The 14,843-nt window shown below is 69.6% G+C and carries 15 protein-coding genes, 1 pseudogene and 1 riboswitch; all 16 genes and pseudogenes read left to right on the top strand.

Annotated features, from left to right (window positions below):
- Nucleotides 1–542 precede the first annotated feature (542 nt).
- The 16 genes and pseudogenes from IO33_RS0128890 (at nt 543) to IO33_RS0128825 (ending at nt 14,804) form a co-directional block, all read left to right on the top strand.
- Nucleotides 543–1,439: a TauD/TfdA dioxygenase family protein gene (locus IO33_RS0128890; protein WP_031170287.1), complete on the top strand. Its 897-nt coding sequence runs from the start codon at nt 543–545 to the stop codon at nt 1,437–1,439.
- A complete protein-coding gene (locus IO33_RS0128885) occupies nt 1,436–2,329 on the top strand; it encodes an ABC transporter permease (RefSeq protein ID WP_031170285.1) in 894 nt (297 codons plus the stop codon). Before IO33_RS0128890 ends, IO33_RS0128885 begins: the two co-directional genes overlap by 4 nt.
- A complete protein-coding gene (locus tag IO33_RS0128880; RefSeq protein ID WP_031170283.1) occupies nt 2,326–3,057 on the top strand; it encodes an ABC transporter ATP-binding protein in 732 nt (243 codons plus the stop codon). Before IO33_RS0128885 ends, IO33_RS0128880 begins: the two co-directional genes overlap by 4 nt.
- Nucleotides 3,058–3,100: 43 nt before the next feature.
- The gene (locus tag IO33_RS0128875) at nt 3,101–4,159 is read left to right on the top strand and encodes an ABC transporter substrate-binding protein (protein ID WP_031170281.1); all 1,059 of its coding nucleotides are present in this window, start codon (nt 3,101–3,103) and stop codon (nt 4,157–4,159) included.
- On the top strand, nt 4,156–5,481 hold the full coding sequence (locus IO33_RS0128870) for an LLM class flavin-dependent oxidoreductase (protein WP_031170279.1): 1,326 nt from the start codon (nt 4,156–4,158) through the stop codon (nt 5,479–5,481). The genes IO33_RS0128875 and IO33_RS0128870 overlap by 4 nt, the downstream gene beginning before the upstream one ends.
- Nucleotides 5,474–6,049, top strand: a complete 576-nt coding sequence (locus tag IO33_RS54165) for an ATP-binding cassette domain-containing protein (RefSeq protein ID WP_031170277.1) — start codon at nt 5,474–5,476, stop codon at nt 6,047–6,049. Before IO33_RS0128870 ends, IO33_RS54165 begins: the two co-directional genes overlap by 8 nt.
- A gap of 38 nt (nt 6,050–6,087) precedes the next feature.
- Nucleotides 6,088–6,196: riboswitch (SAM riboswitch) on the top strand.
- A 30-nt stretch (nt 6,197–6,226) separates the two neighbouring features.
- Nucleotides 6,227–6,388 carry a hypothetical protein gene (locus tag IO33_RS50580; RefSeq protein WP_157857919.1) on the top strand — a complete coding sequence of 54 codons (162 nt, stop codon included), beginning with the start codon at nt 6,227–6,229 and terminating at the stop codon, nt 6,386–6,388.
- Nucleotides 6,389–6,535: 147 nt separating this feature from the next.
- Nucleotides 6,536–7,516 (top strand): amino acid ABC transporter permease, encoded by a 981-nt coding sequence (locus tag IO33_RS0128860; RefSeq protein WP_031170275.1) that lies wholly within the window; start codon nt 6,536–6,538, stop codon nt 7,514–7,516.
- Nucleotides 7,513–8,349, top strand: coding sequence for an amino acid ABC transporter ATP-binding protein (locus tag IO33_RS0128855; protein WP_031170273.1), 837 nt, complete (start codon nt 7,513–7,515; stop codon nt 8,347–8,349). Before IO33_RS0128860 ends, IO33_RS0128855 begins: the two co-directional genes overlap by 4 nt.
- A gap of 60 nt (nt 8,350–8,409) precedes the next feature.
- A complete protein-coding gene (locus tag IO33_RS0128850) occupies nt 8,410–9,435 on the top strand; it encodes a transporter substrate-binding domain-containing protein (protein WP_031170267.1) in 1,026 nt (341 codons plus the stop codon).
- 43 nt (nt 9,436–9,478) lie between these two features.
- A pseudogene (locus IO33_RS47870) lies at nt 9,479–9,757 on the top strand (GNAT family N-acetyltransferase); the annotation flags it as partial.
- A gap of 46 nt (nt 9,758–9,803) precedes the next feature.
- On the top strand, nt 9,804–9,890 hold the full coding sequence (locus IO33_RS54160) for a putative leader peptide (RefSeq protein ID WP_425347982.1): 87 nt from the start codon (nt 9,804–9,806) through the stop codon (nt 9,888–9,890).
- A 76-nt stretch (nt 9,891–9,966) separates the two neighbouring features.
- Entirely contained in the window at nt 9,967–11,184 is a 1,218-nt protein-coding gene (locus IO33_RS0128840; protein WP_031170266.1) for an LLM class flavin-dependent oxidoreductase, read from the top strand.
- Nucleotides 11,185–11,204: 20 nt separating this feature from the next.
- Nucleotides 11,205–12,575, top strand: coding sequence for an NtaA/DmoA family FMN-dependent monooxygenase (locus IO33_RS0128835; RefSeq protein ID WP_031170264.1), 1,371 nt, complete (start codon nt 11,205–11,207; stop codon nt 12,573–12,575).
- A complete protein-coding gene (locus tag IO33_RS0128830) occupies nt 12,572–13,663 on the top strand; it encodes an LLM class flavin-dependent oxidoreductase (protein WP_031170262.1) in 1,092 nt (363 codons plus the stop codon). Before IO33_RS0128835 ends, IO33_RS0128830 begins: the two co-directional genes overlap by 4 nt.
- Nucleotides 13,656–14,804, top strand: coding sequence for an LLM class flavin-dependent oxidoreductase (locus IO33_RS0128825; protein ID WP_031170260.1), 1,149 nt, complete (start codon nt 13,656–13,658; stop codon nt 14,802–14,804). Before IO33_RS0128830 ends, IO33_RS0128825 begins: the two co-directional genes overlap by 8 nt.
- The last annotated feature ends 39 nt before the right edge of the window (nt 14,805–14,843 follow it).

Raw genomic sequence — 14,843 nt, 5'->3', positions numbered from 1 at the left:
GTGGCGTGAGCGTGTCCCGAAGAGGCGGGGACGTTCTCCGTGTCCGCAATGCAAGACCTGCCCGGGAACTTCTTGACCAGCCTGGTGGACATCTGCTGAACTCCCGAACCATGAACCCGCGTGTGGACCTGACCCGGCGGCGCCACATCGATCTGGCGCACGTCTCCAGCGCGTTTTGTTGTCGCTGACCCGGGAAGTGTCCCCCGGCGGCGGCCGGTGTGCGCCCATGGCGCGTGCCTGGCGGCGGCGGTGCAAAGCCGCTGACACTGCGATGCCTCCCCGCGGGATCGTCGTCTCCACCTCCTGAGGGCTCCCCGTCTCCTCTTCTTCTCGTGTGAGCCGGGAGCCTGTTCCAGCACGCCGACGCGGTCGCTGAGAACGCGGCTGTAGCGGTCCTGCGGCCACGTGTTCTTCTCTCCGGTCCGCCCAGCCCAGCGTTCCGCGCGTGGTCGATCAGTCCTGCGCAGTACCAGCCCATTCACCCAACGTCTCGATTTCCAGCACCCCTTGGCGTGCCTGATCTGTCCGGGAGGGACCCCCTCATGGCTCCGTCCATCCGCAAACTCACCGGCCGCATCGGCGCGGTCGTCGAGGGCGTCGACCTCACCGCGCCGCCCGACCCCTTGACGGTGACGGCGCTGCGTGACGCCCTCAACAAGCACAAGGCGATCGTGTTCGACGACGTGAACCTCGACAATGCCGGTCAGGAACGTGTGGCCGGTTGGTTCGGCGAACTCACCACCGCTCACCCGAACGTGCCGGCCGCCGACGGTACGACGAACGTGCTCGCCGTCGACAGCGAGACGTCCAAGGCCAACGAGTGGCACACGGACGTCTCCTTCGTGGTCAACCCGCCGCAGGCCACCACGCTGCGGGCGGTCGTGACCACGCCGTACGGCGGCGAGACGCTCATCGCGAACGCCGCCGCGGCCTACCGTGACCTGCCCGAACCGCTGCGGGCCCTGGCAGACTCGCTGCGCGTCGTGCACACCAACCGGTACGACTACGCCCGCCCCTCGGCCGCGACGGCGCAGCGGCAGGAGTACGACCGGATTTTCGTCTCGACGCCCTATGAGGCCGAGCACCCGGTCGTGCGGGTGCATCCGCTGACGGGCGAACGAGGGTTGTTCATCGGCGGGTTCGCCAGGCGGCTCGTCGGTCTGTCGAGCAGCGAGTCGGCCGAACTGCTGCGCGTCTTCCAGTCGTACGTGACTCGTCCGGAGAACATCCTGCGCTGGACATGGTCGCCCAACCAGCTGCTGATCTTCGACAACCGGATCACTCAGCACTACGGGGTGGACAACTACGACGACCACCCTCGCCGCCTCAACCGGGTGACGATCGCCGGAGACGTTCCGGTCGGCGTCGACGGACGCCACAGCGAGCAACTCGTCGGCGACGCCTCGCACTACAGCAGCGTGCTGGAGGTGGCGGCATGACCGAGCTCAGCCTCAAGGCGCCCGCCGTCACCGAGAGCCCGGACACCGAGACGACGAGTGCGCGGGAACGCGAGGTGTTCCTGCCGCGTGACGCCGGCCGTCGGACGCCGCTCAGCACTCTCCGCGAGCGTCTGCGCTGGCCGCTGGGCGTCTACACGACTCCGGTCGTGATCCTCATCGCGTGGGAGGTGCTCGCCCGGGCCGGAGTGGTGTCGAAGACCTACGCTCCGGCGCCGACGTCGATCGTGAAGTCCGCCGTCGATCTGTGGCAGCAGGGCGTCCTCGGGCCCGACCTGGCCATCTCGCTGCAGCGGGCCGGCATCGGTCTCGCCATCGGTCTGACGGTGGGCATCGTCACCGGCGTGCTCGGCGGGCTGCTGCGCAGCGGTGAGTACCTGTTCAACGGCCTGGTGCAGGTGCTCAACACCATCCCTCTCCTTGCGGTGCTGCCGCTGATGATCGTGTGGTTCGGCATCGACGAACTCACGAAGGTGCTGCTGATCTCCTTCGGAGCCGGCGTCCCGATGTATCTCAACCTGTTCGCCGCGATCCGGGGCGTCGACCAGCGGCTGATCGAGATGGCGCGCACGACGGGCGCGGGCACCTGGCGTCTGGTGACGCGCGTGCTGGTGCCCGGAGCCCTGCCGGGGTTCCTGGTCGGCCTCCGGTTCTCCCTCGCGTACAGCGTCCTGGGCCTGGTCGCGGCCGAAACGGTCAACGCCGACCAGGGACTCGGCTTCCTCATCACTCAGGGACAGACGTATCTCCAGACCAACCAGGTCTTCGTGGGGCTGGTGATCTACTCGCTCCTCGGTCTGCTCGCCGACCAGTTCGTCCGGGCTCTAGAGCGGGTGCTGCTGCGGTGGCGACCCAGTTATGAGGCGTCATGAGCAGCACCATCGCGACGGAGCTCCGCCGCCAGACCGGCGTCGTCGTCGAGCAGGTGGTCCGTCGGTTCGGTGACCGGGTGGTACTCGACCGCCTCGACCTCACGATCGCCGACGAGGAGCTGGTGATCCTGCTCGGTCCCTCCGGCTGCGGCAAGAGCACCCTTCTGCGGCTGCTCGCCGGCCTTGACCGGCCCGACGGAGGGCGCGTGGAGGTCCCGGCACGGCGTGCGATCGTCTTCCAGGCCGACCGGCTGCTGCCCTGGCAGCGGGTCCTGCGTAACGTCACGCTCGGCCTGCACGGACCCGACGCGGAGGCGCGGGCCCGCGACGTGCTCGCCGAGGTCGGACTCTCGGGCCGTGAGAAGGCATGGCCCAAGGAGCTCTCCGGTGGCGAGGCCCAGCGGGTGTCGCTCGCGCGAGCACTGGTCTCGGAACCGGAACTTGTGCTGCTCGACGAGCCGTTCGCGGCGCTCGACGCCATCACACGGCTGCGCATGCACGATCTCGTACGGGCGCTGCGGACCAAGCACCACGCGGCCATGCTGCTCGTCACCCATGACGTCGACGAGGCGATCGCCCTGGCGGACCGCGTCCTCGTCATGAGCGACGGCCGCATCGGCAGCTCGCACGAGGTGACTCTCTCCGCCGCGGACCGTGAGGCGAGCGTCGCACGCGAGGAACTCCGCGCCCGGCTCCTGGACGACCTCGGCCTCGCCGGCCAGCACTGACTTCCCCGAACACCCTCACCCAGCACAGAAAGCACGACAAACCATGCGAAAGAGAACCACCAGACTCATCGGCGCCGTCGGCTCGCTCGCCCTGGCGGGCACCCTGGTCGCCTGCGGATCGTCGTCGTCGGACACCGACGCGCCGCTGAGCAACGTCGCCGACACGAGCGACGCCAAGCACCCCGAGTGGAGCAAGTACACCTTCACCATCGGCGACAACGGCGGGGACGGCAGCCAGGAGCTGGCGAAGCTGACCGGCGTGTTCGACAAAGCGCCCTACAAGGTGAAGTTCGCCCGCTTCACCTACGGCCCGCCGCTCGTGCAGGCCGCAGCCTCGGGCGACATCGACCTCGGCAGCGTCGGCGACGTACCACCGATCACCGGCGCCGCGAAGGAGTACGGCTTCAAGGTCGTCGCCGTCAACCGCTCCCTCAAGCCCGACCAGGCGGGGGAGAACATCATCGTGCCCAAGGGCTCGACGCTGAAGACGGCCGCCGACCTCAAGGGCAAGAAGATCGCCGTTCCGCAGGGCAGTTCGGCCCACGGCCTGGCCCTGAACGCGCTGAAGAGTGTCGGTCTCACCCCCAAGGACGTGAAGCTGGTCTTCCTCGACCCGGCGGCGGGCGCCACGGCGTTCAACACGGGCAAGGTGGACGCCTGGTCGATCTGGAACCCGCAGTCCGCGATCGCGGTCAAGAACGGCGCGCGGATCCTGGTCAAGGGTCTTCCGCCGATCGACCAGACGAGCAGCTACTACGTCGCCAGTGACACCTCGCTGAAGGACAAGACCAAGCGCGCGGCTCTCACGGACGTCCTGAAGAGGCTCTCGCGCGAGTTCGCCTGGGCCGTCAAGAACCCCGACAAGTACGCGCAGGCGCTCTCGAAGGAGCAGGGCATCCCGCTGGCCGACGCCAAGGCGTCCCTGGCCGCCTACTCGAACCGGGTGACCCCGGTGCAGCAGTCGGACATCGCGCTGGAGCAGAAGCTCGCCGACGCCTTCCTGGACGCGGGCCAGATCACCAAGAAGGTCGACGTCAAGTCGGTCACCGACAACCTCCTCCCGGCCGGCTACGACAGCTCCAAGCTGAAGGTCACCTCATGAGCGCGAGACGGCGGCTCCACCTCAACGCCTTCCTCATGGAGGCGGGCCACCACGAGGCGGCGTGGCGGCTCCCCGACAGCAATCCTCGGGCCGACTTCGACCTGCGGCACTGGATCGAGCTGGCACAGCTCGCCGAGAGCGCCAAGTTCGACTCACTGTTCCTCGCGGACGGCCCCGCCCTCATCGGCACCGGCGAGTTCCGGCCGCCGGGCCAGCTCGAACCGCTGACCCTGCTCACCGCGCTGTCCCAGGCGACCAGCAGGATCGGCCTCATCGCCACCGTGTCCTCGACCTACAACGAGCCGTACAACCTCGCCCGCCGGCTCGCCTCCGTCGATCACGTCAGCGCAGGCCGCGCCGGCTGGAACATCGTCACCTCGGCAGGGGCCGACGAGGCCGCCAACTTCGGCCTCGACAACCGCCCCGGCCACGCCGAACGCTACGCCAGAGCCGACGAGTTCCTGAAGGTCGCCAAGGCACTGTGGGACAGCTGGGAGTCCGAGGCCGTCCTCGCGGACAGAACCACGGGACGCTACGCCGACCCCGCGCGGTTGCACCGGCTCGGCCACCAGGGCCGGTACTTCAAGGTGGCCGGCCCGCTCAACGTCGCGCGCCCGCCGCAGGGGTACCCGCTGCTCGTCCAGGCCGGTTCCTCCGAGGACGGCAAGGACTTCGCGGCCCGCCACGCCGAGGCGATCTTCACCGCCCACACGACGTACGAGCGCGCGGCCGCCTTCTACGCCGACATCAAGGCCCGCACCAGCGCAGCGGGGCGCGACCCGGACGGCGTGATCGTCCTGCCCGGCATCGTCCCGTACATCGGCTCGACCGAGGCAGAAGCCCGCGCGCTGGCCCGGCAGTTCGACGAGCTGCGCGTGCCGGAGTACGGGCTGCGCCAGCTGGCCGCGGTGTTCGAGACCGAGCCGTCGGCCTTCGCACTCGACGAGCCCCTGCCCGACTTCATCCTCGCCAGGCCGAAGCTGGAAGGCTCGCAGAGCCGTTCCGACCTGATCATCGAGCTCGCGGTGCGCGAGCAGCTGACCGTTCGCCAGATCATCTCCCGGCTCGGCGGAGGGCGCGGCCACTTCGAGTTCGTCGGCACGCCAGAGCAGATCGCGGACACCATCATCGCCTGGTTCGAGGGCGGTGCCGCGGACGGCTTCAACATCATGGCGCCCGCCTTGCCCTCGGGCCTCGCGGCCTTCGTCGAGCACGTGCTGCCGATCCTGCGCGGCAAGGGCCTGTTCCGAGAGGAGTACGAGGGCACGACCCTGCGCGAGCACTACGGGCTACCGGTCCCGGAGAACCAGTTCCATGCCTGACCCGCTCTCCGTGCCTGACCCGCTCTCGACTCCCGCCGCCTCCCGGAGCGGCGGGAGTCCGCCCGCGCTGCGGGTCGAGGGCCTTCGCAAGACCTACGAAGACGGCTTCACCGCGGTGGCCGGGCTCGACCTGGAGATTCCGGACGGCGCCTTCTTCGGCCTGCTCGGCCCGAACGGCGCCGGGAAGACCACGCTGATCGGCTCGGTGTGCAACATCGTCCGGCCCACCGCCGGTACCCTCTCCATCTTCGGCCACGACCATCGCAGCCGTCAGGCCCGCAGGCTCCTCGGTCTGGCCGCGCAGGAGATCAACGTCGACCGGTTCCTCTCCATCCGGAGCACCCGGACTGACCGGCCTGGGCCGGCGCGGCGGTGGGAAACGTGTGCCCTGCGCGCCGCCGCCCGGCCGCCGACCCGGCCTTCGGCGGCCCCCTCGACCTCGACGGCATCGAACGCCGCCACCGCACCCGCTGCCAGGGCGTGGAGACCGCCGGAACGGCAGTCCGCATCCTGGACCGGACGGCCCACGCCGCCCGCCCAGTTGTTCCACCTGCTGGACCGGCGTTGACATACGTCCGTGGAGTTGTCTTAATTACCGCCCAGAACGGTCATGAGCGTCAGCGACAAGCCCTGGCTTGCTGACCGGCAACCCTCCCACCGCGGTGGGGTGCCCCAGGTGACGACCCGACCGATGATGTTTCGGTAAGCGCGAGGCCCCTGGGGCCGGAACGGTGACGGTGACGCCATGTACGCAGCCCCCCGGACGGCGACGCGCCGCCCCCAGGGCTGCGCACAGCCGTACGCGAGTCTGCTGACCCTGCTCGTCGCCGATCGTGCCGTCGATCTGCTCCGCGTGAGCAGCGCACTGTGTACCGCACCGGGCGGCCGCGCCCGTTGTCGAGGCTGACACCTCCCCGCAGCCCTCGCACCTCCTGACGAACACCGCTCCCCGCGCGGTGTGCCGTTGCCCTCCCCGTCCCCGGTACCTCGCCGTCATGTGAGCCGCCGCATGCCGCCGTGCTTCCGGGGCGTTCCCACCCAGCCGGAGCCCACCATGAGTGAACCCCCTGGTGCCACCGCCACCCTCGCCGAGGCGCCGACCACCGACGAGCCGTCAAAGGCCCTCACCGCCCAGCGGGTTCTTCCGCTGCGGCGGCCAGGCCGCTGGATCGTCACCGCGGTCGTGCTGGTCCTGGTCGCCCAGTTCGTGCACGGACTGGTCACCAACCCCTTCTACCAGTGGGACCGCTGGAGCTACTGGTTCCTGCGCCCCACCATCCTCGACGGCCTGCTGATCACCCTCGAAGTCACCGCCTACAGCGCGGTGCTGGGCCTTGCCGGCGGCATCGTGCTCGCACTGGGCCGGCTCTCGAAGAGCCCGGTGCTGCGCGCGGTCAGCTGGACCTACGTCTGGGCGCTGCGCTCCATCCCGCTCATCGTGGTGCTGATCTTCCTCTACAACTTCAGCGCCCTGTACAAGACGTTGAGCGTCGGCATCCCCTTCGGCCCGGCCTTCTTCTCCTTCGACGAGTCGAGACTCGCCACCGACATGGTCGTCGCCGTCGTCGGCCTCAGCCTCAACGAGGCTGCCTACGCGGCCGAGGTGGTACGCGGCGGCATCCTCTCGGTCGACCAGGGCCAGCACGAGGCGGCCGCGGCGCTCGGCCTGCCGAAGGGCTACCAGTTCCGCAGGATCGTCTTCCCGCAGGCACTGCGCTCGATCGTCCCGAACTACGTCAACCAGCTCATCGGCCTGATCAAGGGCACCTCGCTGGTCTTCTACGTCTCCCTGCTCGACCTGTTCGGCTCCGCGCAGACCATGGGCTCCACCTACCCCGGCGACATCGTGCCGCTGCTGCTGGTCGTCACCGTCTGGTACCTGATCCTGACCAGCGTCGTCTCCGTCATCCAGTTCTACGTCGAGCGGCACTACGCCCGCGGTGCCACCCGCAGCCTGCCGCCGACGCCGCTGCAGAAGCTCCGCACCGGTCTCACCGACCTGCGGGCCCGTATCCGCCGGGAGGCCGCTGTATGACCGCCAGGACACGCGAAGCCCTGGCGGACGTCGAGGCCGCCACCGTCGAGGTCCACGACGTGCACAAGTGGTACGGCACCCACCGGGTGCTGGAAGGCGTCGACCTGACCGTGCGCCCCGGCGAGGTCACCGTCATCCTGGGCCCCTCCGGCTCCGGCAAGTCCACCCTGCTGCGGATCATCAACCACCTGGAGAAGCCGGAGATCGGCTACGTCAGTATCAACGGCGAGCTGATCGGCGTGAAGCGGCACGGCGCCCCAAGGGAGATGGGGGTCCCCCCGGCCGAAGGCCGGGGGAGGCTGAAGGAACTCAGTGAGCGGGCCATCCTCACCCAGCGCGGCCGGATCGGTTTCGTCTTCCAGAACTTCAACCTCTTCCCGCACCTGACCGTGCTGGACAACGTGGCCGCGGCTCCCGTCGCCACCGGCCGGCTCGGCAAGCCCGAGGCACGGGATCTCGCCCGCGAACTCCTCGGCCGCGTCGGGCTCGCCGACAAGACCGGCGCCTACCCCCGCCAGCTCTCCGGCGGACAGCAGCAGCGTGTCGCCATCGCCCGCGCCCTCGCCCTGCGCCCCGGCGTCATCCTCTTCGACGAGCCCACCTCCGCCCTCGACCCCGAACTGGTGGGTGAGGTCCTCGCCGTCATCAAGGACCTGGCGACCAGCGGTACCACGCTCGTCATCGTCACCCACGAGATCGGCTTCGCCCGCGAGATCGCCGACCGGGTCGTCTTCATCGACGGCGGCAAGATCGTCGAGCAGGGGCCGCCCTCCGAGGTCCTCGACAAACCGCGGCACGAGCGGACCCGGGACTTCCTCAGCAAGGTTCTCTGACCCGCCTCATCCCCAAGCCCCCCACGCCACCCTCATCACCTCCAGCGACAAGGAACGGCCATGCGCACCCACTTCACCCGACGCAGCCTGATACGCGGCATCACCGCGGCGACCGCCGTCGCCTCCCTCGGTACCGGGCTCGCCGCCTGCGGTGGCAACAGCGACGCGGCCACCTCCACCGACGCCGCCAAGGCCGGCGAGGTCGTCATCGGACGGGTCTCCAACGGCGCCGCCACCCAGACCACCCTCAAGGTCTCCGAGGTCAAGGCGATCAGCGCCGAACTGCCCGCCGCCGTCAGGAAGAGCGGCAAGCTGGAGATCGGCATCGGCGCCCTGCCCGCCGGGCTCCCGCCGTTGGCGTACGTCGGCGACGACCAGAAGACCCTCACCGGCTCCGAGCCCGACCTCGGCCGTCTGGTCGCCGCGGTGTTCGGGCTCAAGGCCGAGGTCAAGAACTCCACCTGGGAGAACCTCTTCGTCGGCATCGACAGCGGCAAGGTCGACGTGGCCTTCTCGAACGTCACCGACACCGAGGAGCGCAAGAAGAAGTACGAGTTCGCCTCCTACCGGAAGGACAACCTCGCCTTCATCGTGCCGAAGAAGAGCACCTGGAACTTCGACGGCAACTACGAGAACCTCGCCGGCAAGACGATCGCCGTCGGCTCCGGCACCAACCAGGAGAAGATCCTCCTGGAGTGGAAGGACAAGCTGGCCAAGGAGGGCAAGAAGCTCACCGTCAAGTACTTCCAGGACAGCACCAGCACCTACCTGGCCCTGAACAGCGGCAGGGTCGACGCCTCCTTCGGCCCCAACCCCGGTTTCGCCTACCACAACCGTCAGGTGGCCAACACGCCCAACGCGAGCCGCACCGCGGGCACCTACTCCGGCGCGGGCGCGAGCCTGCAGGGCCTGATCGCGGCAACGGCGAAGAAGGACAGCGGACTCGCCAAGCCGCTCGCCGACGCCATCAACTACCTGATCAAGCACGGTCAGTACGCCGAGTGGCTCAAGGCGTACAACCTCTCCAACGAGGCCGTCGCCAAGTCCGAGGTCAACCCGCCGGGCCTGCCGCTCGACAACTCCTGACCACCACGCGCCGGGGACTCCACCGTCGCCCCGCGGTGGAGTCCCCGCGCGCTGGACACCCCGAGCAGCACCCCGGAGACCGCCACACCATGTCCGTCACCACCCTCGACACCAGCTCCTCGCACATCCTGGACAACCCCGCCTGGTCCGCGCCGTGGCGGCCGGCATCAAGGAGTGCGGCGAGCGGCCCTTCCTGCACGCCAGGGCCGACAACGCGAACGCGATCCGGCTGTACGAGTCGATCGGCTTCACCCCGCGCCGCCGTACGGTCTTCTCACTCGTACGGCAGACCGGAGCCGCCGTCCTGGAAGAAACGGCATAGCTGTGCCGTTGTCCTTGTCGAAGGCGATGACTTGGAGGTGGGCCGGATGACACGTGTCCTGCGTGCCGTGCGCCTCCACGGCCGGCCCCACATCGACCTCCAGCGCGTGGCCGGCGCCCTCTGTTGTTCCTGACCCCGTTTGCCCACCGCCGTGCGCCCCGCTTTCCGCGGGCCGGCGATCTCGTACGGACCTCCAGGAAGGCACACTCGTGTCATCAACTCCCTCTTCCCACCTGCACCTTGCCGTCGCCCTGGACGGCACCGGCTGGCACCCCGCCTCCTGGCGCGAGCCGGTCGCCCGCCCCCGGGACCTGTTCACCGCCGGATACTGGGCCGACCTGGTCGCCGAGGCCGAGCGAGGCCTGCTCGACTTCGTCACCTTCGAGGACGGCCTCGGCCTGCAGTCCTCGGACTACGGCGAGTTGGACGGCCGTACGGACCAGGTGCGCGGCCGACTCGACGCCGTACTGATCGCCTCCCGCATCGCTCCCCTCACCCGGCATGTCGGCCTGGTGCCGACGGTGATCGCCACTCACACGGAGCCGTTCCACATCTCCAAGGCGATCGCCACCCTCGACTACGTCAGCACCGGCCGGGCCGGCCTGCGCGTCCAGATCAGCGCCCGCCCGCACGAGGCCGACCACTTCGGCCGCCGTACCTTCCCGCCGATCAACCTGGCGGAACTCCAGAGCCCGGCCGGACAGGAGCGCCTCACCGAGCTGTTCGACGAGGCCGCCGACTACGTCGAGGTGGTGCGGCGGCTGTGGGACAGCTGGGAGGACGACGCCGAGATCCGGGACGTGGCCACCGGCCGCTTCATCGACCGGGACAAGCTGCACTACATCGACTTCGAGGGCCGCTTCTTCAGCGTCAAGGGCCCCTCCATCACCCCGCGCCCGCCGCAGGGCCAGCCGCTGGTCACCTCCCTCGCCCACCAGACCGTTCCGAACCGCCTTGTCGCCCGCCAGGCCGACGTCGGCTATGTCACCCCGCAGGACGCCGGGCACGCCCGGGCGATCGTCGCCGAGATACGCGCCGAGCAGGAGGCGGCCGGACGCGACGGTGAACTCGTCCATGTCTTCGGTGACTTGGTGGTCTTCCTGGACGACGACCGGGTCACCGCGGAGGACCGTCGCGCACGCCTCGACGTCCTCGCGGGAGAGCCCTACACCAGCGATGCTCGGATCTTCGCCGGAACGCCCAGCCAACTGGCCGATCTGTTGCAGGAGTTGGCAGGAGAGGGTCTGAGCGGCTTCCGGCTGCGGCCCGCCGTCGCCCACCACGACCTGCCGGCCATCACCCGCGGCCTGGTCCCCGAACTCCAGCGCCGGGGTGTCTTCCGCACCGCCTACGAGGCCGACACCCTGCGCGGTCTGCTGGGTCTGCCCCGCCCCGCCAACCGCTACGCCGCCACAGCCACCGCCTGAGCCGGAAGGACCGCACCGACATGAGCAAGCCGCTCAAGCAGATCCACCTGGCCGCGCACTTCCCCGGCGTCAACAACACGACCGTGTGGAGCGACCCGAAGGCCGGCAGCCACATCGAGTTCAGCTCCTTCGCGCACTTCGCGCAGACCGCCGAGCGCGCCAAGTTCGACTTCCTCTTCCTCGCCGAGGGCCTGCGGCTGCGCGAACAGGGCGGCAAGATCTACGACCTGGACGTCGTAGGCCGCCCCGACACCTTCACCGTCCTCGCAGCGCTTGCCGCCGTCACCGAGCGCCTCGGCCTGACCGGCACCATCAACTCCACCTTCAACGAGCCTTATGAGGTGGCCCGCCAGTTCGCCAGCCTCGACCACCTCTCCGGCGGCCGCTCCGCCTGGAACGTCGTCACCTCCTGGGACGCCTTCACCGGCGAGAACTTCCGCCGCGGCGGCTTCCTCCCCCAAGAGGAGCGCTACTCCCGCGCCAAGGAGTTCCTGGCCACGGCGAACGAGCTCTTCGACTCCTGGCACGGCGACGAGATCCTCGCCGACAGGGCCACCGGCGCCTTCCTGCGGGACGCGAAGGCCGGCTCCTTCGTCCACAGCGGGCAGCACTTCGACATCCATGGCCAGTTCAACGTCCCGCGCTCGCCGCAGGGCCGCCCGGTGATCTTCCAGGCCGGTGACTCCGAGGAGGGCCGCGAGTTCGCCGCCTCGTCCGCTGACGCCATCTTCAGCCGGCACGCCACCCTGGAGGGTGGTCAGGCCTTCTACGCGGATGTCAAGAAGCGTCTCGTCAACTACGGCCGCCGCCACGACCAGCTGCTGATCCTGCCCGCCGCCACCTTCGTCCTCGCCGACACGGACGCCGAGGCCGAGGAACTGGCCCGTGAGGTGCGCCGGCAGCAGGTCAGCGGCGCGACCGCCATCAAGCACCTGGAGTTCGTCTGGAACCGCGACCTGTCGGCGTACGACCCGGAGGGCCCGCTGCCCGACGTCGACCCGGACGTCAGTGACGACCACATCTCCAAGGGCCGTGCCCAGGTGCGCATGTACCGCGACCCGCTGGCCACCGCGCGCGAGTGGCGCGAGCTGGCGGCCGCGAACAACTGGTCCATCCGCGACCTTGTCATCAACACCGGCAACCGTCAGACCTTCGTCGGCTCCGCGGCAACCATCGCCAAGACCATCAACGACTACGTCCAGGCCGACGCCAGTGACGGCTTCATCCTCGTCCCGCACATCACCCCGACCGGTCTCGACGACTTCGCCGACAAGGTCGTCCCGCTCCTGCAGGAGCAGGGCGTCTTCCGCACCGAGTACGAGGGCACGACCCTCCGCCACCACCTGGGCCTGGAGCATCCCGACGCCGCCGACGACCGGGTCGCGTCGTGAAGTTCCTCGCGATCACCCTCATCGTCCACCGGCCGGATCCGGTCACCGGTGTGCAGAAGCCGACCCACGACCGCTTCCGCGAGGTCCTCGACAACGCGCTGCTCGCCGAGGAACTGGGCTTCGACGGCTTCGGCGTGGGGGAGCGCCACGAGCGGCCGTTCATCTCCTCCTCACCGACCGTCGTCCTCAGCCATGTGGCCGCCCTGACGAAGCGGATCCGCCTGTTCACGGCCGTCACGACGCTCAGCCTGCTGGACCCGGTCCGGGCCTACGAGGACTACGCCACCCTCGACCACCTGTCCGACGGGCGCCTCGACCTGATCATCGGCAAGGGCAACGGCGCCGCTCAACGCGACCTGTTCCACGTCACGCCCGAGGACCAGTGGGACCGCAACGCCGAGAGCTACGAGGTCTTCCGCACGATCTGGCGCCAGGACAAGGTCACCGCCGACACCCGCTTCCGCCCCCCGCTGACGGACGCCGAGGTGTGGCCGCGGCCGTACCAGCGGCCGGTCCGGGTCTGGCACGGCAGCGCGACCAGCAAGGAGTCGGTCGACCTGGCCGCCCGCTACGGCGACCCGCTCTTCTCGGCGAACGTCACCCACCCAGTCGAGCCGTACGCCGAGCTGATCCGCCACTACCGCGAACGCTGGGAGCACTACGGCCACGATCCGGCGCAGATCGCCGTCGGCGCGGGCACGGCGGGCATCCACGTCGCGCCCACCTCCCAGCAGGCCCTCGCCGCATACCGGCCGGTCTTCGAGTCCAACCTGGCCTTCTTCAAGAAGGCGGGCCTGCCGGTCGTCTTCGAGACGCTGGAGGACTTCGTCGAGCGCAGCTCCGCGCTGATCGGCAGCCCGCAGCAGGTCATCGACAAGGTGCACCGCTACCACGAACAGTTCGGGCACACCGTACTCCACCTGCACGCCGACGCGAGCGGGCTGACGGAGCCCCAGCACCGTGCCTCCCTGGAGCTGTTCCAGTCCGAGGTCGCCCCCGTGCTGCGCCGCGAGATCCCGGACCCGCCGTTCGTATGGGGACCCGTGCTTCCGGCACCACCGCTCACCCAGGAGTCCGTCCATGTCTGATGGTGCCCTCGGAGTTCTCGACCTGGTCCCGATCCCCTCCGGCTCGACGGCAGCCGATGCCCTGCGCAACTCCATCGACCTCGCGCAGCAGGCCGAGCGCTTCGGATATGCCCGCTACTGGTTCGCCGAGCACCACCTCAATCCGGGCGTGGCCGGCACGTCACCCGCGGTCGTCCTGGCCTTGACAGCATCCGCCACCTCCACCATCCGGCTCGGTTCCGGGGCCGTGCAGCTCGGGCACCGCACGGCGCTGTCCACCGTGGAGGAGTTCGGCCTGCTCGACGCGCTGCACCCTGGCCGCTTCGATCTGGGTCTGGGCCGCTCGGGCGGCCGCCCGCCGGGACAGCCGGCCGCACCGTTGCCGACGGCCACCCCGGTCGTCGACGGCCGCACCCCGAACGGCCTGTTGATACCGCCCCGCTTCTCCTTCGAGCATCTGCTCGGCTCACCCCGGATCGCGCTGCAGCGCAGGCTGCTTCTGCTGCCGGGCGCCGAGTCACAGGACTACGCCGAGCAGATCGACGACGTCCTCGCCCTGCTCGCCGGCACCTACCGCTCCCCGGAGGGCGTCGAGGCGCATGTCGTGCCGGGGGAGGGCGCCGACCTGGAGGTGTGGATCCTGGGCAGCAGCGGTGGTCAGAGCGCCGCTGTCGCGGGCCGCAACGGACTGCGGTTCGCGGCGAACTACCACGTCAGCCCGGCCACGGTCCTGGAGGCGGTGGAGGGTTACCGGTCCTTCTTCCAGCCTTCCGAGTTCCTCGACAAGCCGTACGTCAGCGTCTCGGCGGACGTCGTCGTCGCCGAGAACGACGCCACCGCCCGCACACTCGCCACCGGTTACGGCCCGTGGGTCCGCAGCATCCGCACCGCCGAGGGCGCCATCGAGTTCCCGACGCCCGAGGAAGCGCGTGCCCACCCATGGACCGACGAGGACCGGGCCCTCGTCCAGGACCGCCTCGACACCCAGTTCGTCGGCTCACCGGGCCGGGTGGCCGACCAGTTGGAACAACTCCAGGAGGCCACGGGCGCGGACGAGTTGCTCATCACGACGATCACCCACGACCACACGGACCGGGTCCGTTCGTACGAACTGCTCGCGGAGGAATGGCGGCGACGGGGTCACTCCTTCCAGCCGAGCTGATGCTCGGGAGCACCCCACCGACCGGCTGCACGCGACGCT

The organism is Streptomyces durhamensis, from assembly GCF_000725475.1.
Taxonomy (GTDB): Bacteria; Actinomycetota; Actinomycetes; order Streptomycetales; family Streptomycetaceae; genus Streptomyces; species Streptomyces filipinensis.
This window is presented reverse-complemented; position numbering and strand designations above follow the sequence as displayed.